The organism is Corynebacterium sp. KPL4015 (assembly GCF_040225725.1).
Taxonomy (GTDB): domain Bacteria; phylum Actinomycetota; class Actinomycetes; order Mycobacteriales; family Mycobacteriaceae; genus Corynebacterium; species Corynebacterium rhinophilum.
Genome location: NZ_JBEHGF010000006.1, coordinates 39175 through 58493, shown reverse-complemented (window position 1 = coordinate 58493; position 19319 = coordinate 39175). Strand labels below are relative to the sequence as shown.

Here is a 19319-nt window from a genome sequence, read left to right as displayed (position 1 = left end):
TACGAAATTGAAGGACCAAGAACCAACGGTTCAAAATCCTTCCTTGAGCATACCTACCGCCCAAGCTGAAGTGGGGTCTGTGACAACAATATTTACCAAAACGTGATTATTGGCACTATTGCCAGGTTGGTTTGAAAAACACCAGCCCATCGTGCTTAAATACTTAGGTTGCTTTAACAGGGCAGCGCGAACCGATAACGGACCGTCTTAAATACGGTGCGCATCGGGGAGACGCTGAGCTGGTAAAGCGAACATGACACCTTCGTTGTCACCGTGACTCAGGGCTTTCCTGAAACACAGACTGGAAGGTCATCCGATCGGGCTAGGTCCGCGCTAGAGCAGAGGCACCCCGAGACGATGGACCGGAGAAGGGGCATGGCAAATAAACAGCGGCAGTTAGCGAATAGGACACTCTCCACGTGTAATGCGTGAAAACCGTCCTCTTCACAATACTTTGACTACGGGTCTTGTACCCCGTCAGGAGCACTGCAGACTGGCATTTGCCATGTGCTGTATCTCTTGGTTGTCATGACAGTCAGACCACTGGCGTTGTGTCAGGCCCCAGGCCCGGACAACGTTATAGAGAAATCGAGAAGCAATTTCCCACCGCTTCACGCCCCGGAAACGCCGGGAATGTGAAAGTGGGGAAGCGAGGAAGAGGATAAGCGTGGCGGGACAAAAGATCCGCATTCGGCTGAAGGCCTATGACCACGAGGCAATCGACGCTTCTGCAAAGAAGATCGTCGAGACCGTTACCCGTACGGGTGCTCGTGTAGTTGGCCCAGTGCCGCTCCCAACCGAGAAGAACGTGTACGCAGTTATTCGTTCTCCGCACAAGTACAAGGACTCTCGCGAGCACTTCGAAATGCGCACGCACAAGCGCCTGATCGATATTCTCGACCCGACCCCGAAGACCGTTGATGCTTTGATGCGCATCGATCTTCCGGCAAGCGTCGACGTGAACATCCAGTAAGCGACTTTGGTGGAGAACTAATAATGAGTGAAAACGAGATCAAGGGCATTCTGGGCAAGAAGCTCGGCATGACCCAGGTCTTCGACGATGACAACCGCGTTGTTCCGGTTACCGTCGTTGAAGCAGGGCCATGCGTTGTCACCCAGATTCGCACCCCCGAAACCGATGGCTACAGTGCCATCCAAATCGCCTTTGGCGAGATTGACCCACGCAAGGCAAACAAGCCTGAGGGTGGTCACTTCAAGAAGGCTGGCGTAACCCCACGTCGTCACGTTGCGGAAATCCGCATGGATGACACCTCCGCATACGAGGTTGGCCAAGAGGTCAAGGTAGACATCTTCGAAGACATCACCTTCGTTGACGTCACCGGCCAGACCAAGGGCCACGGCTACGCTGGTGCTATGAAGCGCCACGGCTTCCAGGGTCAGGGCGCAGCTCACGGTAACCAGGCCGCTCACCGCCGCGTTGGTGGTATCGGTGGCGCTGCTACCCCGGGCCGCGTCTTCAAGGGCAAGCGCATGGCTGGCCGCATGGGCCACGACCGCGTGACGACCCAAAACCTGAAGATTCAGAAAGTCGATGTCGAGTCCAACCTGCTGCTCATCAAGGGTGCTATCCCTGGTGCGCGCGGTGGCCTCGTCACCGTTAAGACCGCAGTGAAGGGCGGTGCACACGCATGAGCAACCTCAAGCTAGACGTCCACACCTCCGAAGGTAAGACCAATGGCTCCGTGGACCTGCCGGCTGAAATCTTTGACACCGAGGCATCCGTTGCTTTGATGCACCAGGTTGTCAACGCACAGCTTGCTGCTGCTCGTCAGGGCACCCACGCCACCAAGACCCGCGGCGCTGTCCGCGGTGGTGGTCGCAAGCCTTTCCGCCAGAAGGGCACCGGTCGTGCGCGCCAGGGTTCCATCCGTGCGCCGCACTACACCGGCGGTGGCACCGTCCACGGCCCGCAGCCACGTAGCTACGCACAGCGCACCCCTAAGAAGATGATCAAGGCTGCTCTCTTCGGTGCGTTGTCTGACCGTGCTCGCAACGAGCGCATCCATGTCATCGAAGAGTTGGTTCCAGGCCAGAAGCCGTCCACCAAGGCGGCCAAGGCTTTCCTCGAGTCCCTGACCGAGCGCGACAACGTGCTGCTGGTTATCGGCCGCGAGGACATCAACGCCCGTCGTAGCGCTAATAACCTGCCGAACGTTCAGATCTTGGACGCCGGTCAGCTCAACACCTACGACGTTCTCTACTCCGATGACGTTGTGTTCTCCGTTGAGGCGCTACACACCTTCATCACTCGCGCTATCGGCGCGGATAAGGAGGAGAACTAATGGCTAAGATTTCTAACCCGCGCGATGTCATCATCGCCCCGGTTGTATCTGAGAAGTCCTATGGTCTGATGGAGCAGAACGTCTACACGTTCTTCGTCTCCCCAGACTCCAACAAGTCCCAGATTAAAGATGCCGTCGAGCAGATCTTTGACGTGAAGGTCGACTCCGTGAATACCGTAAACCGTGCAGGTAAGCGTAAGCGCACCCGCACCGGTTTCGGTCAGCGTAAGTCCACCAAGCGCGCATACGTGACGCTCCGTGAAGGCAGCGACTCCATCGACGTCTTCGGCGCAGGCGCTTAAGCGCCACCGGAGAGCCGAAAGGAAAAGGAAGAATTATGGCTATTCGTAAGTACAAGCCGACAACTCCGGGTCGCCGCGCATCCTCCGTATCTGAGTTCGACGAGATCACTCGCTCGACTCCGGAGAAGTCCCTGCTGCGCCCGCTGAGCAAAACCGGTGGTCGTAATAACTACGGCCGCATCACCACCCGCCACATTGGCGGTGGCCACAAGCGCCGTTACCGTCTGATCGACTTCCGTCGTAACGACAAGGACGGCATTCCGGCAAAGGTCGCTCACATCGAGTACGACCCGAACCGCACCGCAAACATTGCATTGCTGCACTACGTAGATGGCGAGAAGCGCTACATCATCGCGCCGAAGGGCCTGAAGCAGGGTGCTGTTGTCGAGTCCGGCCCGAACGCAGATATCAAGGTGGGCAACAACCTGCCGCTGCGCAACATCCCGACCGGTTCGACCATCCACGCTGTTGAGCTCAAGCCGGGCGCTGGCGCTAAGCTGGCTCGCTCTGCTGGTGCTTCCATCCAGCTGCTGGGTAAGGAAGGCAAGTACGCCGTTCTGCGTATGCCGTCTTCTGAAATCCGCCGCGTGGACATCCGTTGCCGCGCAACGGTTGGTGAAGTTGGCAACGCCGAGCAGATGAACATCCGCTGGGGCAAGGCCGGCCGCATGCGTTGGAAGGGCGTTCGCCCGACCGTCCGTGGTGTGGTTATGAACCCGGTTGACCACCCACACGGTGGTGGTGAGGGTAAGACCTCCGGTGGTCGCCACCCAGTGTCCCCATGGGGTCACAAGGAGGGTCGCACCCGCAACCCGAACCGTTACTCCAACAACATGATCGTGCGCCGTCGTCGCCCGAACAAGAAGCGCTAAGAGGAGGTAAACAATGCCACGCAGCCTTAAGAAAGGCCCGTTCGTCGATGAGCACCTCCTCAACAAGGTGGATGCTCAAAACGATGCAGGCACCAAGCAGGTCATCAAGACCTGGTCTCGCCGCTCGACCATTCTCCCCGATTTCATCGGACACACCTTCGCCGTCCACGACGGCCGCAAGCATGTGCCGGTCTTCATCGAGGACTCCATGGTCGGCCACAAGTTGGGCGAGTTTGCACCAACCAAGACCTTTAAGGGTCACGTCAAGGATGACAAGAAGGGACGTCGATAAGCGATGAGTGAGACCATCACCTCCGCATCCGCCACGGCCCGCTACGTCCGCGTTACCCCGATGAAGGCACGTCGTGTGCTCGATCTGGTCCGCGGCAAGTCCGTAAGCGAAGCTTTGGCAATCCTGAAGTACGCACCGCAGGGTGCTTCCAAGCCAGTTGCAAAGGTCGTTGCTTCCGCAGCCGCTAACGCTGAGAACAACTTCGGCCTCGACCCACGCACCCTGGTCATCTCCGAGGCATACGCCAACGAGGGGCCGACCATGCGTCGTTTCCAGCCGCGTGCACAGGGTCGTGCATTCATGATTCGTAAGCGCACCAGCCACATCACCGTGGTTGTCGAAAGCCAGCAGGAAGGGGCCAAGTAATGGGCCAGAAGATCCATCCTCACGGCCTACGTTTGGGCATCACTTCCGACTGGAAGACCCACTGGTTCGCGGATAAGGACTACGCGAACTACGTAGCCGAAGACATCAAGATTCGTAACTACCTCAACAAGGGCCTCGAGCGCGCCGGCATCGCCGACATCGTTATCGAGCGCACCCGTGACCGCGTCCGCGTGGACATTCACACCGCCCGTCCGGGCATCGTGATTGGCCGCCGTGGTGCTGAGGCTGACCGCATCCGCCGCGAGTTGGAAAAGCTCACCGGCAAGATGGTTGCCCTCAACATCCTCGAGGTCAAGCAGGTAGACGCAAACGCAACCCTGGTTGCTCACTCCATCGCGGAGCAGCTGGTTAACCGCGTCGCATTCCGTCGTGCAATGCGCAAGGCTATCCAGTCCGCTATGCGCCAGCCACAGGTTAAGGGCATCAAGATTTTGCTGTCCGGCCGCTTGGGCGGTGCAGAAATGTCCCGCGTCGAGCGCTACCACGAGGGCCGCGTTCCGCTGCACACTCTTCGCGCCGAGATCGACTACGGCACCGCAGAGGCCCACACCACCTTCGGCCGCATCGGCATCAAGGTGTGGATCTACAAGGGTGACGTCGTCGGTGGCGTACGCGAGTCCGAACTGAACGCTCCGGCACAGGGCCGTGGCCGCGGTGACCGCAATGGTCGCTCCCGCCGCGGTGGCCAGCGCCGCCAGCGTGCACAGCAGAAGCAGGAGGGCTAATCCATGCTGATTCCTAAGCGTGTTAAGTACCGCCGTCAGCACCGCCCGAGCCGTCGTGGCGTGTCCAAGGGCGGAAACCGCATTAACTTCGGCGATTACGCAATCCAGGCACTGGAGCCTGCGTACATCACCAACCGTCAGATTGAGGCCGCACGTATTGCCATCAACCGCCACGTTAAGCGTGGTGGCAAGGTGTGGATCAACATCTTCCCGGACCGTCCGTTGACCCAGAAGCCACTCGGTGTTCGTATGGGTTCCGGTAAGGGCCCGGTTGAGAAGTGGGTGGCTAACGTGAAGCCTGGCCGCGTACTTTTCGAGATGAGCTACCCAACTGAGGCTGTTGCAATCGAGGCTCTGCGCCGCGCTGGCCAGAAGCTTCCTTGCAAGGTCCGCATCATCAAGAAGGAGGACCAGTTCTAATGGCAACCGGTACCCCCGCCCACGAGTTCCGTGAGCTCGACAACGCAGAGCTGGAAACCCGTCTGAAGGATGCGAAGGAAGAACTGTTCAACCTTCGTTTCCAGAAGGCCACCGGCCAGCTGACCAACAACCGCCGCATCGGCACGGTTAAGCGCGACATTGCCCGCATCTACACCGTTCTGCGCGAGCGCGAGCTGGGCCTGTCTGTCGCTCCGGGAGCTGAGGCTTAATCATGAGTGAGGCTAACGTGACTGAATCCAAGAAGGGACCAACTCCGAAGAAGGAGAAGGTCAAGGGTGCTCCTAAGGTCCGCACCGGCTACGTCGTCTCGGACAAGATGTCCAAGACCATCGTCGTCGAGTTGGAAGACCGCAAGCAGCACGCTCTGTACGGCAAGATCATGCGCTCTAACAAGAAGGTTAAGGCGCACGATGAGGAAGAAACCGCAGGCGTAGGCGATCTCGTACGTATCACTGAGACCCGCCCGCTGTCCAAGGACAAGCACTTCCGTCTCGTAAAGATCATCGAGAAGGCTAAGTAAACCCTAGCCAGCGCAGCCCCTGTACCGGACCATTTGGTTCGATACAGGGGCCCTTCGCTGTTTTAGAGCCCTTAAGGCCGGGCTCTTCCATAGAACCAGTAGGGCACCCAGGTGACGTCGTCTGAAGAAAGGCCCCAGTCTTTCACCGCGAGGCCCCGAACCTTCTTCGCCAAGTCCCCTTCGCCGGAAACCCACACGTAGCCTGGTGCCGGCGCACCGGCATAATCTGCTTTCAGCGCGGCAACAACAGATTCCGCTTCCTGGTGCGGCTCGGTGCGAATCACGCGAAGGCTGCGTACGCTCGCCTCCCACCTGGCCGCGAGCCCAGGCTCTACCTCGTCATCGCTAGTTACCACGGCCATAACGTCAGTACGGGCGAGCATCGCCGGGTCATGGCCCTCTTGGTGGGCGAGGATATGTCGCAGGGCCGGCAGTGCGGAGGCATCGGCGACCAATAGTTGTGGTGCTTCGGTTGGCTGCCACAGCTCGTTGCAGGTAAAGAACCCCGCTGTATCGCCGGGCTGCGCGTTCCGAATCCATCGCGAGCCGGGCCCGGAATCGCCGTGGGTCACCACGTCGACATCGACTGTGGCGTCCTCAGGGTGGAGCGCGCGAATGGTGTACCAGCGCAGATCGGGCCTAGTTTCTTCGCCTATAGCGGCAACGGCTGCCCGGATATTGACCCCGTCGACGGGGAAGGGTGAGAATTCTTGCCCGGCTTGCGGCATGACGAGGCCAAAGAATTCATCAGGGCCGACGAGCTGATACGTCCGGAAGACCTCGGCGTGAAACGTCAAACGGTGCAGGCGCGGGCGGATCTGTTTATTGGCGGCCAAGGTAACGGGAATCAGTTGGTGTTCAGGCATCGGCGACGATTGTAGGGAGGAGTTCATGCACCCAACATACTCCTGCAAAGCTAAGCCTTGCCTAGGCACTGGGCCGGCGTCTAAGATGAGCAACGTTATTTTCCTCCTTGATTGAAAGGGCTAGCCTCATGAAGATTTTTGGGCGCCGTACCATGGGTGTTGTGGCACTGCTGTCCGTCGGAGCCGTCGCATTAGCCGGTTGCTCGCGCGGTGAGGGCGATGAGAGCACGCAGTCCACCGATGCAGCCAGCGAGGAGCGGGTGGCTAGCCTGGGCTTGGGTGATGCCGATACGCTGCTCGCCCTGGGTATTACTCCCGTGACGGTGGCGCCGTGGGGCGCTGAGGGCGATGGCGATCCTTCCGGCGTTGGCCCGTGGGCAAAGAAGCTTCTGGGCGATGCAAAGCCGGAGGTCATCTACAACACCGCAACGGGCTTTACCGCGGAGACCTTTGAGCAGATCACCGCTGCAGACCCCACCAAGATCATTGCGGTGAACCAGGCAGTGGATGCGCGCACGAAGGAATCCTTGGAAGAGATCGCGCCGACCACCGTCAAGCCGGATGAGTATGAAGACTGGCAGGTTCCCTGGGAAGACCAGGTAGAGGCCATCGCGGACGCCGTTGACAAGGAAGACGAAGGCGATAAGCTTATCGCTGATACCGAGAAGGCCTTCGAGGAATTCCGCCGCGAGCACACCGAATTGCAGGGCAAGTCCGCGGCCATCGTCATGCCTTATGACGGCAAGATTGGCCTGTACACCGATGAGGACGGGCGCGGACAGTTCATCGAGGATCTAGGCATGGAGATCCCGGATGAGCTGCAGGGCGATGGCAGCAGCTTCTTCGTTGACATTGCCCCGGAAAACTACGCGAAGCTCAACCAGGTTGATCACCTCTTCGTCTTGGACTACAACGGCTCCGCGGATGTCTTGAAGAAGGATAAGACCTTCCAGGGCCTGGATATTGTCAAGGATGGGCGCGTGCGCTACCTGGACACGGATACCGGCAACGCCATGAGCATGCCGAACCCAGTGACCATTCCGTGGGCAATGGATAAGTTTGAAGAGAAGCTGTAATTGTCAGCAACCACGCAAGGCGGCCAGAAAATCCAGACGGGGTCCACAACGGAAAGCCACACAGCCACACCGGTGATGACGCGGGGAAAGGGTCGCAAGACGTTCCTCGTTGCCCTCATCCTCGCCAGCCTCGTGCTGGCGGTGGCGTCCTTGGTGCTAGGTTCGCGTTCGATTCCGCCCGATGAGGTCATCGCCGCGCTACGCGGAGCGGGGGAGCAGGATATCCGCGATATCGTGTGGAACCTGCGCATGCCGCGCACCTTCTTGGCCTATTTCGCCGGCGCGGCCCTTGCCGTCGCCGGTGTCTTGGCGCAATCGTGGACCAGGAACCCGCTAGCGGACCCCGGATTTATCGGCATTACCGCAGGCGCGTCGTTCTTCGTTGCCCTAGGCACGGCCATTGGCATTGCTACCACCACCGGCATGCGCACCTCCCTCGCGCTTGTCGGCGCGGGCATTACCACGCTGCTGGTCCTGGCCGTCTCCCGGCGGTTTCAGGATCCGCTAACGCTCATTCTGGTCGGCGCTGGCGTCTCCGCCGCTCTGGGATCGGGAGCGGTGATCATCGGCCTGTATTCCACGGACGTCCTCGATAGCATGCGGCGCTGGACCATCGGCTCAACCTTCGGGCGCGGCCCAGAAGACGTCACCATCGCGGGCATAGGCCTGCTCATTGGCCTAGCGTGCGCGGCGATGGCGGCCAGGCCGCTTGACCTTTTGGCCATGGGGGAGGAGTCCTCGCTCGCCTTGGGCGGATCCCCCACCACCGCGCGGGTGGGCGCGGCGCTGAGCGTCGTGGTACTAGCCGGCAGCGCAACGGCGGCAACGGGTCCCATCGCCTTCGTTGGCTTCGCCATTCCCCACATCGTGCGGCGGGTGGTTGGCCCCAGCGTTGCCACGATGATCCTGCCCTCCGCGCTCCTGGGCAGTTGCGCCGTGCTTGCCGCCGACATCATCGGCCGCCTCATTGTGGGTAACTCGGAGCTAGAGATGTCCATCGTGCTTGCCATCGTGGGCGCGCCCTTCCTCATTTGGGGCGCTCACCGCGGCGTGGGCAGAGCGTGGGGGCGATAACGCATGACAACAATAAGCAGTACCCTGCAAGCGCAGCAGCGTCGCAGGCACGTCCGCGTGCTCGCATCGACGCTGGTATTCGGCCTTATCGCCTTTGGCGCCTACCTGGTGTTGCTGGGGCAAGGGCCTTTGGAGTTGAGCCCGCGGCAGGTCCTCGATGTGCTCACCGGCGGCGGCAGCGAGAGCCACATCAGGGTGGTCTGGGACTTACGCCTGCCTGTTGCCATCGCCACCGTCATCGTCGGCGCCGCCCTCGGCGTGGCCGGTTCATGGACGCAGACCATGGCCCGCAACCCGCTGGCATCGCCAGATATCCTGGGCGTGACCGGCGGCGCATCGGTCCTGGTAGTGCTGGGCACCGTGCATTCGCGCCCCGGTTTCGCAGACGGCATCCCGGACTTCTGGTGGCGGGCATGCTTGGCGATGACCGGTGCCCTCCTCGTCGTCATCCTCCTCGCCGTCCTGGGTGGCATCGGCACGAGCAACCGCATCGTCATCGTCGGCATTGCCTTATCGCTGATGTTTCAAGCCGTCGTGGCGTATTTGATGCGCAGCGCGCAGATCCAGCGCGCGGCCGAGGCGCAAACGTGGCTGGCGGGCTCGACCGGGTTTGTGCGCATGGAGGTCATCGTGCCCTTACTCGTGGCATTAGCGCCGTTTCTCGCCATAGGCATCTGGTGTGCGCGGGAGCTGCCGCTGCTTGCCCACGATGATTCTTCTGCGACCACCCTGGGCGTGAATATCTCCCGCCAGCGCGCCCTGCTGCTCATCGCGGCGACCGGTATCTGCGCCGTGGTGGTCTCGGTGGTTGGTCCCATTGGATTTATCGCCCTGTTAGCCCCGCACCTGGCGCGGATGGTGGCGCGCACACCCACGCCATCGCCGGTGGCATCGGCAGCCGCGGGCGCGGCGCTGCTGACCGTGTGCGCCGTTATCGCCGGCGCGATTCCGGTCAACGCCCCGGTGGGTGCGGTCTCCTCGGTCATCGGCGGCTGCGCCCTGGTGGTATTGGTGTGGAATGCGGCCCGGCGCACCTAAACGCTGTGGCGCGCCACAGCGAGGATCAGACAAACGAGCCAACCACAAAGTGCTACACACTCGTACGTGGATGAAGGAAAAGATATGACGGATAATCAGCCCACGCGTTCGAAGCGCCGGTGCAACCTCCAGGCCACCGGCGTCCATGCGGGATATAAGGACGGCGAGGATATCCTCGCCGGCGTCGATCTGCATGCACGCGCCGGTGAGGTCACCACGCTCATCGGGCCCAATGGCTGCGGCAAGTCCACGCTGCTCAAGACGCTGTCTAAAATCCTGGCCCCGCGGCAGGGCAGCGTTATGGTCGGGGACGTCGACCTGCATGCGATGAACGCGAAGGAAGCCGCGCAGCAGGTGGCGCTGCTGCCACAGCACCCCGTGGCCCCCGATGGATTGCGGGTGGGCGAGTTGGTCGCGCGCGGGCGTCACCCCTATCAGGGCAGGATGCGCGGCCTTTCTCCTATGGACCGAGAAATCATCGCCCAGGCCTGCGAAGCCACGGAGATTGTGGACTTCCTCGATCGAGATATCGCCTCCCTATCGGGTGGGCAGCGCCAGCGCGTCTGGCTAGCGCTAGCGTTGGCGCAAGATACGCCGGTGCTGCTTCTCGATGAACCCACGACCTTCCTCGACCCCGCCCACGCCATGAGCATGCTGGAGCTGGCTCGAACACAGGCGCGCGCCGGCAAAACGGTGGTTGTGGTCCTGCACGATCTCATGCTCGCGGGCCACTACTCCGATTCCATGGTGGTGATGAAGGTCGGCGATATCATCGCGCGCGGCGCACCTAAGCAAGCGCTGGCCCCCAAGGTCTTGGCGCAGGCCTATGGCATCGAGGCGGAAGCCTGGGACGACCCGCTTGGTGATGCCCCCATTATCGTCCCTCGCCGCGTCCTCCCCAGCGACAAGTAAGCGCTCCCCCGCTAAGCGCGGGGAGCGTGTTGCTCAGATCGGCTACTGCCGCGCCAACCGGCGGATATCCAAAACCGAAATCGCGATGATGAAGAGGCTGAGCACGCAGCCGACGCTGAGGAGGAAATTGCCAATGCGGTAGGTTCCCGTGCCTACCTCCGCCATATTGCCGTAGATGTAGATCCAGATTCCCCAGCCCACCAGCAGCACGATGCCGGCGATTCCGGAGAGCAGCTTGAGACTGCGTGGGGAAGCGGGAGCGAAGAACTTAAAGGCGGCATCGATAAGCGCGGCCGCTGCCAGGGCGATGCTTAATCCACCCGAGAGCCACAGCGGGAGCAGGGCTGCGGTGCCGACGACAACGGGGAGGATGAAGGCGAGGAACGCTAAGAGGAATAACCCCAGGTGTATCCACATCGTGCGCTTGGTGTAGCTCATAGGGCAGACTCTACTTCCTTGCGCAGTGGGGGATTGGCGCCGGTGCGGGAGACGGTGATGCCGGCCGCGGTGGCGGCGAAGTGGAGGATATCGCGCCACTGTTCGGCGCTTAGTGCTGCGGCCTTGTCCGCATCGAGGTCGCGTTCATCCAGTTGCGTCAAAAGGGCTGCCATGATGGTGTCGCCGGCGCCGATGGTATCGGTGACCTCAACCGCGGCTGCGGGAACGTCGAGGGAAATATCCCCAGCCCTGACGCTAATTCCATCGCCGCCGCGGGTGGTGACCACGATGGGTACCTGGTGGGTGAAGTCTTCGCCTAAAAAGTCCACCTCTTCATCCGATAACTTCAGCACCGAGATGTGAGGCAGCAAATCCGTCAGGAATTTCTTATGCGCCTCGGTGGCATAAAAGGGCCGGATATTGGGATCTAGGGCCACGAGCGTTCCCTGTGCGGCGAAGTCCTTGAGCAGCTGCGCGTAGCGGGAAGCACCCGGCTCCAAGGCCAAGGAAACGGTGCCGAAGCAGGCAATATCTGCCGGAACTAGTTTGGGTTCAACGAAGCGATCCGCAGTGCCTTCCACATAAAAGTTATAGGAGGCCGTGCCGTTATCCGCGATGGTGGTCACCGCCAGGGTGGTCGGTTCCTCGCCGCGCTGCACGTGGGCGGTCTCGACGCCTTCTTCCTCAAGGCGCCGGAATAATTCCTGGCCAAACCCATCGGTAGAAATCCGTGATTGGAACTCCACGTCCGCGCCCAAGCGTGCCGCGGCGATGGCCACGTTGAAGGGGCCGCCGCCCAACGCCGGGGTGAGGTCATTCAAGCGGCCGGGGGATACCGGAACCAAGTCCACGAGGCCTTCGCCGCACACATGAATAGTCATAGTTCCATAGTATCGGGGACATGAACCACCGACCGAACTTTCACCTCGCCCCGCCACTGGGCCGCCTCAATGACCCCAATGGCCTTTTTGTGGATGGCGATATTCTGCACGCGTATTACCAGCATGACCCTGTCTTTCCGCACGAGCCCAAGCGGACTGGCTGGGGTCACGCCACCACGACGGTGTCCGCGCCCGCTCCGTGGCGACATTACCCCGATGCGCTCTATCCTGACCTGCCCTATGACAAGGATGGGTGCTACTCCGGCGGGGCCGTGGTTGACGGCACTGACGTGTGGCTTTTTTATACCGGAAACCTGAAAGAAGCCGGGCGCCGCATCCCCTCACAGAATCGCGTGCGGGTCATGGACCCCTCCGGGCCGGAAGGCGGGATTTATGTCCGCGATGCCGCTAACCCGCTTATTGCTGATTCCCCGGAGGGATATACCGGCCACTTCCGCGATCCCCATATTTCTCGCGCTGGGGAGGGATGGCGCATGGTCATTGGTGCGCAAACGGAAGATGAACGCGGAACCATCGTGCTGTATTACTCGCGGGATTTAAAGCAGTGGGATTTCCAGGGAGAGCTTGTTTTTGATGATCCCGCGCAGCTTCCCGGTGGCTATATGTGGGAGTGCCCCAACCTGCTGACCTTTGGGGATAAGCACGTGCTCATTTTCTGTCCACAGGATGAGACGGACCGTTGCGGCTACGTCGTCGGGACCTTGGATGGGCTTAATTTCCACGTTGAGCGCGGCTTTACCCTGCTGGATCACGGCACGCAGTTCTATGCGCCGCAGGCAACCGAGGAAAACATCCTGCTGGGCTGGATAGGCATGCCCGCTCATGATGAGACTCCAACGCAGGGATGGGTGCATACCTTGACTATTCCGCGGCGGCTGTGGCTGGAGGATAACTACCTGTGCCAAGAACCGCTGTGGTCTGCACTGCCGGAAACCCGCGGCAGGGAGGGCTTTGGCTCGACCATTGATGTCACGGGGGAGGGGGCATATGCGCTTGTCGATGCCACTGGCAACGAAGCGTTCCGCGTGGTGCAAGGCGGTGGCACCATCTCTTTCAATGGTGGCGAGCCGATCGCGTGCCCCGATGGAGAAATGCGGTTGATTGCTGATGGCTGCGCCGTAGAAGTCTTTGCCGGTGGCGGGCGCATCGCCGCGGCTTTCGCGGTCTTTGGCGATGCTCCCTGGCAGGCATGGGAGCCGCTGGACTAAGACCCTGCGGAACTAGGGCCGACAGCTTTTGCTTTGTGGACATTTAGGTACAAACAGACTTAAATAGGAAGTAGTCAATCACATTCGGTCATTTAATGTGACCTAAATAACAAAGGTTGGTCCATGGAGCATAAAGAGGTCGCCGCCCGCACCCTCAAGGCATTAGGCGGCGAAGATAATATTATTGCCCTTGCCCACTGCGCCACGCGCTTGCGCATGGTCTTGGATGATTCGGACAGGGTAGATACCGCAGCGCTAGACAACGATCCAGATCTGAAGGGCACCTTCGAAGCCGGTGGCATGTTCCAGGTCATCGTGGGCCCGGGCGATGTCAATATCGTCTTTCAGGAAATGACCAAGTCCATTTCCAAGGACGTCGCCGTGTCCACCGATCGCCTCAAGGATATTGCCGCGGAATCAGGGAACTGGTTCTCCCGTGCGGTCAAGGTCTTGGCCGATATCTTTGTTCCGCTAATCCCAATCCTGCTCGGCGGCGGTCTATTGATGGCATTAAATAATGTGCTGACCGCGCCGGGACTATTTGGGGATCAATCAGTCATCGAAATGTATCCCTCGTGGGAAGGGTTTGCCGGGCTGGTCAACCTCCTGGCATCCGCCCCCTTTGCCTTCCTTCCTATCCTCGTGGGCTTTACTGCTACTAAGCGCTTTGGCGGTAATGAATTCCTCGGTGCGGGCATGGCCATGGCGATGGTCATGCCAGATTTGGTTAGCGGCTATAACGTTGCTGAGGCTATTGAAAATGGCGAGATGCCCTACTGGGATATCTTTGGCTTAGACGTTGCCCAGGCCGGCTACCAGGGGTCCATCTTGCCTATTTTGGTCATCGCCTGGATTTTGGCGACGATTGAAAAGTTCCTACACAAGCACCTCAAGGGCACCGTGGACTTCATGCTCACGCCCCTGCTTACCCTGCTGGTGACCGGCTTTATTACCTTTATGGGACTGGGTCCAATCTTGCGTACCGCCGGTGAATGGTTGGGCATGGGGCTGGCCAACCTGTATGACTTTGCAGGTCCTGTGGCCGGCTTCCTTTTCGGTCTGGTTTATTCACCGATCGTCATTACCGGTCTACACCAATCCTTCCCGCCCATTGAGACGATGCTGTGGAATGAGGGCGGTTCCTTCATCTTCCCCATTGCCTCGATGGCCAATATCGCCCAGGGTGGTGTGGCCTTGGCCGTGTACTTCCTGGCGCGTTCCGAAAAGCTCAAGGGCTTGGCCGGTGCCTCCGGTATCTCGGCGCTGTTTGGTATTACTGAGCCCGCGATCTTCGGTGTTAACCTGCGCCTGCGTTGGCCGTTTTATATCGGTATGGCGGCATCAGCCATCGCCTCTACGTTCATCGCCATTTTTGGCGTGCTTGCGGATGCCCTCGGTGCCGCCGGCTTCATTGGCTTCGTCTCCGTTCCCCGCTTTGTCCCGACCTTCTTGTTGTGTGGTGTCATCGCCTTCGCCGTAGCCTTCATCGGGGCTTACCTGTACGGGCGCGTGCTCATTCATCGCAATGGCACTATTGATCCGGATGAGGTCAATCCTCCCGCCGCGCAGGCTTTGGCCGACGAGGCCGCTGAAGAGTCTGCTGCCAGCGCTGCCGCCGCCGCAGATGCCGCGACGATCTTTTCCCCGCTAGAGGGAAATGCCGTGCCCTTATCCAAAGTTGAGGACCCCATGTTTGCCGGGGGCAAGCTGGGTACAGGCGTTGCTATCGAACCGACCGTCGGCAAGCTCGTTGCGCCTGCCGATGGCACCATCACCGTGACCTTCCCCTCCCACCACGCCTACGCCCTGCGCGTGGAGGACCCAGCGGTGGGGCCGATTGACATCCTTATGCACATTGGCTTCGATACGGTAAACCTCAAGGGCGAACACTTCACCTCGCATGTCAATAAGGGCGATACCGTCAAGCAAGGCGAGGTCTTGGCTGAATTCGATATCGAGGCTATCAAGGAAGCGGGCCTGCCGGTAACGACGCCAGTCGTTGTGTCAAATGCCAAGAAGACTGGCCCCGTTATTCCCACCGCGGCCTTCCGCGAGGGCGAGCTCATCGGTTCTGGGACGGACCTATTTACCGTGGATCCAAAGGCTGGGCAGGAGACTGCGGAGACTACTGCGAAGAAAGCTACGTCTTAAGGGCTGGGCTTTCTGATACAAGAAAGGGCTGGGGATAAACCCCAGCCTTTTTACTTGTTGGTATTCATTAGGCGCCGTTGCGCGCCCGACGGGCGAGCGCATTGCCCAAGCCTTGGATTGCTTGTACCACCACGATGAGGATAATCACGGTGAAGATAATGGCTACGGTGTCGAATTGCTGATAACCATAGGAGACCGCCAAGTCACCGACGCCTCCACCACCGATGGTGCCCGCCATCGCGGCGGCAGAAATCAAGGTGATGGTGGATGTAGTCAGTGCCAAGATTATCGAAGCCCTAGCCTCCGGCAGCAAGAAATAGCGGATGGTTTGCCATAGGGAAGCGCCCATGGATTCCGCTGCTTCTAGGATGCCTTCACCAACTTCCAGCACCGATTGCTCGATGAGGCGAGCCATAAACGGCGCTATGAAGGCGCTATGAAGATGGTAAGCGGCACCAGCGCACCGTATTGACTAGGAAGTCTGTGATCCTGAACAGCACACGGTTGGGGTACATGCCTTGCGGGTGAGCAAGGGCCAGGATGATTCCCAGGGTAACTCCGCCTATTGTCCCCAGGAAGAGGGAAATGCCCACCATATAAAGGGTTTGCCAGCCGGCCTCTAGATACTGATCGATAGAAACCTTGGTATCGAAAATTTCGGTTAAGTCCATTAGTTCACTACTTCTGCATTGAGCTGACCCTGCCGCTGGAAGATGCCGTGGAAGCACGGTCTTTACCAACTGCTGAGTCAGGGGTTGCTGAGGGGCAGAGGAAAGGCTGGATTCAAAGAGTACGAGGTTTACCACGGGCTACAGATGCACCCCGCTAAAGGACGCAACCGCTGTGAAGTGAAAACCCTGCTTTTTGTGTTTTGGAAGTAGCTAGTTCATGTGGTTCAATATGTTAGTTGCGAGAGCTGGTCGGTCCGCAGTGGTGCGTTTCCGAATCGCCGGTCCGAGACCCATCGACGCCGTACGGTGTTCGTTGTAAAAGTTCGCGCACAGCAAGTTTGTAGACCGCGTGTGGCAAGGACGGAAATCTTGTCGCACATCAATCCAGGTCAGGAGACCCATAGTGATTCAGCAGGAATCGCGTCTGCGCGTCGCCGACAACTCTGGTGCACGTGAACTTTTGTGCATCCGCGTTCTCGGTGGCTCAGTCCGACGCTTCGCTGGCATCGGCGACGTAATTGTCGCCACCGTCAAGGACGCTGTTCCAGGCGGCAGCGTAAAAGAAGGCGATGTAGTTAAGGCAGTTATCGTCCGCGCGAAGAAGGAAACCCGTCGTCCGGACGGCTCCTACATCCGCTTTGATGAGAATGCTGCAGTTATTCTGAAGGGCGATAGCGAACCTCGCGGTACCCGTATCTTCGGCCCGGTTGCTCGTGAACTCCGTGATAAGCGTTTCATGAAGATCGTTTCTCTAGCACCGGAGGTGATCTAATCTTATGAAGATCCATAAGGGAGATATGGTGATTGTCATTTCGGGCCCAGATAAGGGTGCGAAGGGCAAAGTCATCGAGGCGTACCCGAAGCGCGAAAAGGTCCTCGTTGAGGGCGTTAACCGCATCAAGAAGCACGTCGCAAACTCCGCTACTGAGCGTGGCGCCGAGTCCGGCGGAATTGTTACCCAAGAAGCCCCGATCCACGTGTCCAACGTAGCGATCGTTGACTCTGAGGGTAACCCGACCCGCGTGGGCTACCGTTTCGACGAGAACGGCAAAAAAGTCCGCATCGCGCGTAGCAACGGGAAGGACATCTAAAAATGAGCGAGAACTACACCCCGCGTCTGAAGACTCGCTACCGCGAGGAAATCCGCAAAAACCTGAATGAAGAGTTCAAGTATGACAACGTCATGCAGATCCCTGGCGTCACCAAGGTCGTAGTCAACATGGGTGTTGGCGAAGCCGCTCGTGACTCCAAGGTTATCAATGGTGCTCTCGAGGACCTGACCGCTATCACCGGTCAGAAGCCACAGCTGCGTCGTGCTAAGAAGTCCATCGCGAACTTCAAGCTGCGCGAAGGCATGCCCATCGGCGCACGCGTTACCCTACGTGGCGACCGTATGTGGGAGTTCCTGGACCGCCTGTTGACCATCGCGCTGCCACGTATTCGTGACTTCCGCGGTCTGTCTGACCAGCAGTTTGACGGCCACGGTAACTACACCTTCGGCCTGTCCGAGCAGTCTATGTTCTACGAAATCGACATTGACAAGATCGATCGTCCCCGTGGTATGGACATCACCGTCGTTACCAGCGCTACCAACGACGAGGAGGGCCGTAAGCTTCTGCGCGAGCTCGGCTTCCCGTTCAAGTAAATAGAGATAGAGCGCTAAAAGGTCCCAACTCCATGGAAGGAGTTGGGACCTTTTAATTTTGTTGTCATCTGTGGATTCTAGGGGTCATTGCAACGATGACGGTTACTTGGGTGTGATACTACCGGTTTGTGTCAGGGCGTTGGTCAGGACTTCGGCTGATGTGCGCCAGTTGAGTGCTTTGCATGGTTTGTGATTGGTGGCGATCATCTCTAGGTTCTCGGCGCTGTAGATGGACAGGTCACTGTTTTGGCAAGGTTTCTTCTGAGCCTGCCGTTGGTGTTTTCGTTGCTGCCGCGTTCCCACGGCGGTCCTGGGTGGCAGAAGTAGATGGGAATATCAGTGGCCATGGTAAAGGCTATACGGCCAGACACTTCACTTTCTTGGTCCGGTCGTGTCCTCCTTATTAAGCTTTAAAAACATAAGGAACGTCGAAGCTATCATTAGCCCAACGGCGAATGTGTAGTTTGAAGCATTCATTAATCCACCAAAAATGGATAGTACAAATCCGACGATAAAAGCCCCAGATTCCGATCTTGGGTAAGAATCTCTACGTATAAAGGCGTAGTGCAGGGCCATGTATATTACTGCCATAACAAGAGGGAAAAGCCTTAATTCTCCCCAGAAAAAACCCGCTACACAAGTGGATACAAGAATGCTGGCAGGAAGTAAAATAGATTTCGATATGCGACTAAACAAAGCTAATCGCACTTCTCACGGGGAGCTTTCTCCCATCCAATGTTCATGAATTGGCTTAGGTCATAACATTGATCGTCATGGGCCCATTTTCGCTTAGCAGTCAATTTATTCCACGCTGCGGTTGCAGCAACGCTACATGCGGTGCCGAACTTTACTGACTTTCCTAAGAGCCCGCAGACAGTACCTGCGAACCCAGAAGCACCAAGGCTCCAAAACTCCTCGCCCGTCATGTAAATACGGGGACCCCAGTCCCATTCGAACCTTACGAATGAAGCCGGTGAAGCTTTCACAGGATCGCCCAGTACGTCGTACTCGACAGAAATTCCTTCCGGGAAAACCTTTTTGTAGGTTTCCACCTTTCTTCCGTAGAGGACTACTTCAGATGTTTTTTGGAAATCATCACGCTTTAGTTGGGATCGCCGTTTATGAGGGTCGTGAGAATACTCATCTCCAAAGTTGAACAATTCAACATAGTTTTCGGACGTGACGGCGGAAGGTTCCTGAGCAGTGGCTGGAGCTATAGCTCCACTGGTGATCAAAAGTGCGGACAAGGCGATTGAGCTAAATTTACTTCGCATAATGTTTCTTCGTTAATTGGGGATGAATCAGGAAGCTTGGTAAAACCCAGGCTATCCCATTGAACTATGTCAATGCAGCGCTTCAGTTTAGCTTCCACCCCTATTCGGGGAGAGAATTAAAGGCTTGTGGTGTAAATAACCACTTTAAAACGCAAAATGAGCCCGGCCCGAGCTGGTACTCGACCCTTTTCAAGGCTCAGATCTGCGGTATAGGTTGATGCT

At 58.6% G+C, this 19319-nt stretch carries 25 protein-coding genes and 1 pseudogene; 20 read left to right on the top strand and 6 right to left on the bottom strand.

Going from position 1 to position 19319, the window contains the following annotated elements:
* Positions 1 to 667: 667 nt before the first annotated feature.
* From rpsJ to rpsQ, 11 genes are read left to right on the top strand one after another with little or no spacing between them, the layout of a single operon-like run.
* Entirely contained in the window at positions 668 to 973 is a 306-nt protein-coding gene (rpsJ, locus tag ABRP64_RS03715) for a 30S ribosomal protein S10 (protein ID WP_003848085.1), read from the top strand.
* Between the two features lie 23 nt (positions 974 to 996).
* Entirely contained in the window at positions 997 to 1653 is a 657-nt protein-coding gene (gene rplC / locus ABRP64_RS03710) for a 50S ribosomal protein L3 (protein WP_284781928.1), read from the top strand.
* Positions 1650 to 2303, top strand: coding sequence for a 50S ribosomal protein L4 (gene rplD / locus ABRP64_RS03705; protein WP_349865462.1), 654 nt, complete (start codon positions 1650 to 1652; stop codon positions 2301 to 2303). Before rplC ends, rplD begins: the two co-directional genes overlap by 4 nt.
* Positions 2303 to 2605, top strand: a complete 303-nt coding sequence (rplW, locus tag ABRP64_RS03700) for a 50S ribosomal protein L23 (protein WP_005276934.1) — start codon at positions 2303 to 2305, stop codon at positions 2603 to 2605. Before rplD ends, rplW begins: the two co-directional genes overlap by 1 nt.
* Before the next feature lie 35 nt (positions 2606 to 2640).
* Positions 2641 to 3477, top strand: a complete 837-nt coding sequence (rplB, locus tag ABRP64_RS03695; protein WP_005276935.1) for a 50S ribosomal protein L2 — start codon at positions 2641 to 2643, stop codon at positions 3475 to 3477.
* Between the two features lie 13 nt (positions 3478 to 3490).
* Positions 3491 to 3769, top strand: a complete 279-nt coding sequence (gene rpsS, locus ABRP64_RS03690) for a 30S ribosomal protein S19 (protein ID WP_005276936.1) — start codon at positions 3491 to 3493, stop codon at positions 3767 to 3769.
* Between the two features lie 3 nt (positions 3770 to 3772).
* Positions 3773 to 4135, top strand: coding sequence for a 50S ribosomal protein L22 (gene rplV / locus ABRP64_RS03685; RefSeq protein WP_005276938.1), 363 nt, complete (start codon positions 3773 to 3775; stop codon positions 4133 to 4135).
* On the top strand, positions 4135 to 4881 hold the full coding sequence (gene rpsC / locus ABRP64_RS03680) for a 30S ribosomal protein S3 (protein WP_005276941.1): 747 nt from the start codon (positions 4135 to 4137) through the stop codon (positions 4879 to 4881). Before rplV ends, rpsC begins: the two co-directional genes overlap by 1 nt.
* Positions 4882 to 4884: 3 nt before the next feature.
* Positions 4885 to 5301 (top strand): 50S ribosomal protein L16, encoded by a 417-nt coding sequence (rplP, locus tag ABRP64_RS03675; protein WP_005276943.1) that lies wholly within the window; start codon positions 4885 to 4887, stop codon positions 5299 to 5301.
* Positions 5301 to 5531 carry a 50S ribosomal protein L29 gene (gene rpmC, locus ABRP64_RS03670; protein WP_005276944.1) on the top strand — a complete coding sequence of 77 codons (231 nt, stop codon included), beginning with the start codon at positions 5301 to 5303 and terminating at the stop codon, positions 5529 to 5531. Before rplP ends, rpmC begins: the two co-directional genes overlap by 1 nt.
* A 2-nt stretch (positions 5532 to 5533) precedes the next feature.
* Positions 5534 to 5842 (top strand): 30S ribosomal protein S17, encoded by a 309-nt coding sequence (rpsQ, locus tag ABRP64_RS03665; RefSeq protein ID WP_349865460.1) that lies wholly within the window; start codon positions 5534 to 5536, stop codon positions 5840 to 5842.
* A 71-nt stretch (positions 5843 to 5913) separates the two neighbouring features.
* Here the strand turns inward: rpsQ and ABRP64_RS03660 are convergent, their stop codons facing one another.
* Positions 5914 to 6708, bottom strand: a complete 795-nt coding sequence (locus ABRP64_RS03660; RefSeq protein WP_349865453.1) for a siderophore-interacting protein — start codon at positions 6706 to 6708, stop codon at positions 5914 to 5916.
* Between the two features lie 128 nt (positions 6709 to 6836).
* Between ABRP64_RS03660 and ABRP64_RS03655 the strand changes: the two genes are divergently transcribed.
* The 4 genes from ABRP64_RS03655 to ABRP64_RS03640 all read left to right on the top strand — a co-directional run bounded on the left by ABRP64_RS03655 (position 6837) and on the right by ABRP64_RS03640 (position 10808).
* A complete protein-coding gene (locus ABRP64_RS03655; protein WP_349865451.1) occupies positions 6837 to 7784 on the top strand; it encodes an ABC transporter substrate-binding protein in 948 nt (315 codons plus the stop codon).
* A gap of 75 nt (positions 7785 to 7859) precedes the next feature.
* Positions 7860 to 8858, top strand: a complete 999-nt coding sequence (locus ABRP64_RS03650) for a FecCD family ABC transporter permease (protein WP_349865458.1) — start codon at positions 7860 to 7862, stop codon at positions 8856 to 8858.
* Between the two features lie 3 nt (positions 8859 to 8861).
* The gene (locus tag ABRP64_RS03645) at positions 8862 to 9896 is read left to right on the top strand and encodes a FecCD family ABC transporter permease (RefSeq protein ID WP_349865456.1); all 1035 of its coding nucleotides are present in this window, start codon (positions 8862 to 8864) and stop codon (positions 9894 to 9896) included.
* 84 nt (positions 9897 to 9980) lie between these two features.
* Positions 9981 to 10808, top strand: coding sequence for an ABC transporter ATP-binding protein (locus ABRP64_RS03640; RefSeq protein ID WP_349865486.1), 828 nt, complete (start codon positions 9981 to 9983; stop codon positions 10806 to 10808).
* A gap of 42 nt (positions 10809 to 10850) precedes the next feature.
* On the opposite strand, the gene ABRP64_RS03635 is transcribed toward ABRP64_RS03640, so the two are convergent.
* Together ABRP64_RS03635 and ABRP64_RS03630 are read right to left on the bottom strand one after the other, a co-directional pair.
* On the bottom strand, positions 10851 to 11246 hold the full coding sequence (locus ABRP64_RS03635) for a multidrug transporter (RefSeq protein ID WP_284771288.1): 396 nt from the start codon (positions 11244 to 11246) through the stop codon (positions 10851 to 10853).
* Positions 11243 to 12127, bottom strand: coding sequence for a carbohydrate kinase family protein (locus ABRP64_RS03630; RefSeq protein ID WP_284852594.1), 885 nt, complete (start codon positions 12125 to 12127; stop codon positions 11243 to 11245). Before ABRP64_RS03630 ends, ABRP64_RS03635 begins: the two co-directional genes overlap by 4 nt.
* A 20-nt stretch (positions 12128 to 12147) precedes the next feature.
* Between ABRP64_RS03630 and ABRP64_RS03625 the strand changes: the two genes are divergently transcribed.
* Complete coding sequence (locus ABRP64_RS03625; protein ID WP_284852593.1) at positions 12148 to 13356, top strand: glycoside hydrolase family 32 protein; 1209 nt, start codon at positions 12148 to 12150, stop codon at positions 13354 to 13356.
* Positions 13357 to 13479: 123 nt separating this feature from the next.
* Entirely contained in the window at positions 13480 to 15507 is a 2028-nt protein-coding gene (locus tag ABRP64_RS03620) for a sucrose-specific PTS transporter subunit IIBC (RefSeq protein WP_284771291.1), read from the top strand.
* Between the two features lie 67 nt (positions 15508 to 15574).
* Here the strand turns inward: ABRP64_RS03620 and ABRP64_RS11690 are convergent.
* Positions 15575 to 15937 (bottom strand): annotated as a pseudogene (locus ABRP64_RS11690) (ABC transporter permease subunit); the annotation flags it as partial.
* Positions 15938 to 15941: 4 nt separating this feature from the next.
* Complete coding sequence (locus ABRP64_RS11685) at positions 15942 to 16178, bottom strand: ABC transporter permease family protein (protein WP_410755986.1); 237 nt, start codon at positions 16176 to 16178, stop codon at positions 15942 to 15944.
* 403 nt (positions 16179 to 16581) lie between these two features.
* Here ABRP64_RS11685 and rplN point away from each other — a divergent pair, with 403 nt between their 5' ends.
* The 3 genes from rplN to rplE are packed head-to-tail and all read left to right on the top strand — an operon-like array spanning position 16582 to position 17823.
* A complete protein-coding gene (gene rplN / locus ABRP64_RS03610; RefSeq protein ID WP_121910625.1) occupies positions 16582 to 16950 on the top strand; it encodes a 50S ribosomal protein L14 in 369 nt (122 codons plus the stop codon).
* Between the two features lie 4 nt (positions 16951 to 16954).
* Positions 16955 to 17269 (top strand): 50S ribosomal protein L24, encoded by a 315-nt coding sequence (gene rplX, locus ABRP64_RS03605; protein ID WP_005276967.1) that lies wholly within the window; start codon positions 16955 to 16957, stop codon positions 17267 to 17269.
* Between the two features lie 2 nt (positions 17270 to 17271).
* The gene (gene rplE, locus ABRP64_RS03600; RefSeq protein WP_023025194.1) at positions 17272 to 17823 is read left to right on the top strand and encodes a 50S ribosomal protein L5; all 552 of its coding nucleotides are present in this window, start codon (positions 17272 to 17274) and stop codon (positions 17821 to 17823) included.
* Between the two features lie 698 nt (positions 17824 to 18521).
* On the opposite strand, the gene ABRP64_RS03595 is transcribed toward rplE, so the two are convergent.
* Positions 18522 to 19097: a hypothetical protein gene (locus ABRP64_RS03595; protein WP_284771292.1), complete on the bottom strand. Its 576-nt coding sequence runs from the start codon at positions 19095 to 19097 to the stop codon at positions 18522 to 18524.
* Between the last annotated feature and the right edge of the window lie 222 nt (positions 19098 to 19319).

Excerpts from the sequence above, each read along its gene's own strand:
- ABRP64_RS03630 (WP_284852594.1), bottom strand. The coding sequence starts at position 12,127 with ATGACTATTCATGTGTGCGGCGAAGGCCTCGTGGACTTGGTTCCGGTA.
- ABRP64_RS03660 (WP_349865453.1), bottom strand. The coding sequence starts at position 6,708 with ATGCCTGAACACCAACTGATTCCCGTTACCTTGGCCGCCAATAAACAG.
- rplC (WP_284781928.1), top strand. The coding sequence starts at position 997 with ATGAGTGAAAACGAGATCAAGGGCATTCTGGGCAAGAAGCTCGGCATG.
- ABRP64_RS03640 (WP_349865486.1), top strand. The coding sequence starts at position 9,981 with ATGACGGATAATCAGCCCACGCGTTCGAAGCGCCGGTGCAACCTCCAG.
- rplD (WP_349865462.1), top strand. The coding sequence starts at position 1,650 with ATGAGCAACCTCAAGCTAGACGTCCACACCTCCGAAGGTAAGACCAAT.
- rpmC (WP_005276944.1), top strand. The coding sequence starts at position 5,301 with ATGGCAACCGGTACCCCCGCCCACGAGTTCCGTGAGCTCGACAACGCA.
- ABRP64_RS11685 (WP_410755986.1), bottom strand. The coding sequence starts at position 16,178 with ATGGACTTAACCGAAATTTTCGATACCAAGGTTTCTATCGATCAGTAT.
- ABRP64_RS03655 (WP_349865451.1), top strand. The coding sequence starts at position 6,837 with ATGAAGATTTTTGGGCGCCGTACCATGGGTGTTGTGGCACTGCTGTCC.
- ABRP64_RS03645 (WP_349865456.1), top strand. The coding sequence starts at position 8,862 with ATGACAACAATAAGCAGTACCCTGCAAGCGCAGCAGCGTCGCAGGCAC.
- ABRP64_RS03625 (WP_284852593.1), top strand. The coding sequence starts at position 12,148 with ATGAACCACCGACCGAACTTTCACCTCGCCCCGCCACTGGGCCGCCTC.
- rplE (WP_023025194.1), top strand. The coding sequence starts at position 17,272 with ATGAGCGAGAACTACACCCCGCGTCTGAAGACTCGCTACCGCGAGGAA.
- rpsS (WP_005276936.1), top strand. The coding sequence starts at position 3,491 with ATGCCACGCAGCCTTAAGAAAGGCCCGTTCGTCGATGAGCACCTCCTC.
- ABRP64_RS03595 (WP_284771292.1), bottom strand. The coding sequence starts at position 19,097 with ATGCGAAGTAAATTTAGCTCAATCGCCTTGTCCGCACTTTTGATCACC.
- rplB (WP_005276935.1), top strand. The coding sequence starts at position 2,641 with ATGGCTATTCGTAAGTACAAGCCGACAACTCCGGGTCGCCGCGCATCC.
- ABRP64_RS03620 (WP_284771291.1), top strand. The coding sequence starts at position 13,480 with ATGGAGCATAAAGAGGTCGCCGCCCGCACCCTCAAGGCATTAGGCGGC.
- rpsQ (WP_349865460.1), top strand. The coding sequence starts at position 5,534 with ATGAGTGAGGCTAACGTGACTGAATCCAAGAAGGGACCAACTCCGAAG.
- rplX (WP_005276967.1), top strand. The coding sequence starts at position 16,955 with ATGAAGATCCATAAGGGAGATATGGTGATTGTCATTTCGGGCCCAGAT.
- rplW (WP_005276934.1), top strand. The coding sequence starts at position 2,303 with ATGGCTAAGATTTCTAACCCGCGCGATGTCATCATCGCCCCGGTTGTA.
- rplP (WP_005276943.1), top strand. The coding sequence starts at position 4,885 with ATGCTGATTCCTAAGCGTGTTAAGTACCGCCGTCAGCACCGCCCGAGC.
- rplV (WP_005276938.1), top strand. The coding sequence starts at position 3,773 with ATGAGTGAGACCATCACCTCCGCATCCGCCACGGCCCGCTACGTCCGC.
- ABRP64_RS03650 (WP_349865458.1), top strand. The coding sequence starts at position 7,860 with ATGACGCGGGGAAAGGGTCGCAAGACGTTCCTCGTTGCCCTCATCCTC.
- rpsC (WP_005276941.1), top strand. The coding sequence starts at position 4,135 with ATGGGCCAGAAGATCCATCCTCACGGCCTACGTTTGGGCATCACTTCC.
- ABRP64_RS03635 (WP_284771288.1), bottom strand. The coding sequence starts at position 11,246 with ATGAGCTACACCAAGCGCACGATGTGGATACACCTGGGGTTATTCCTC.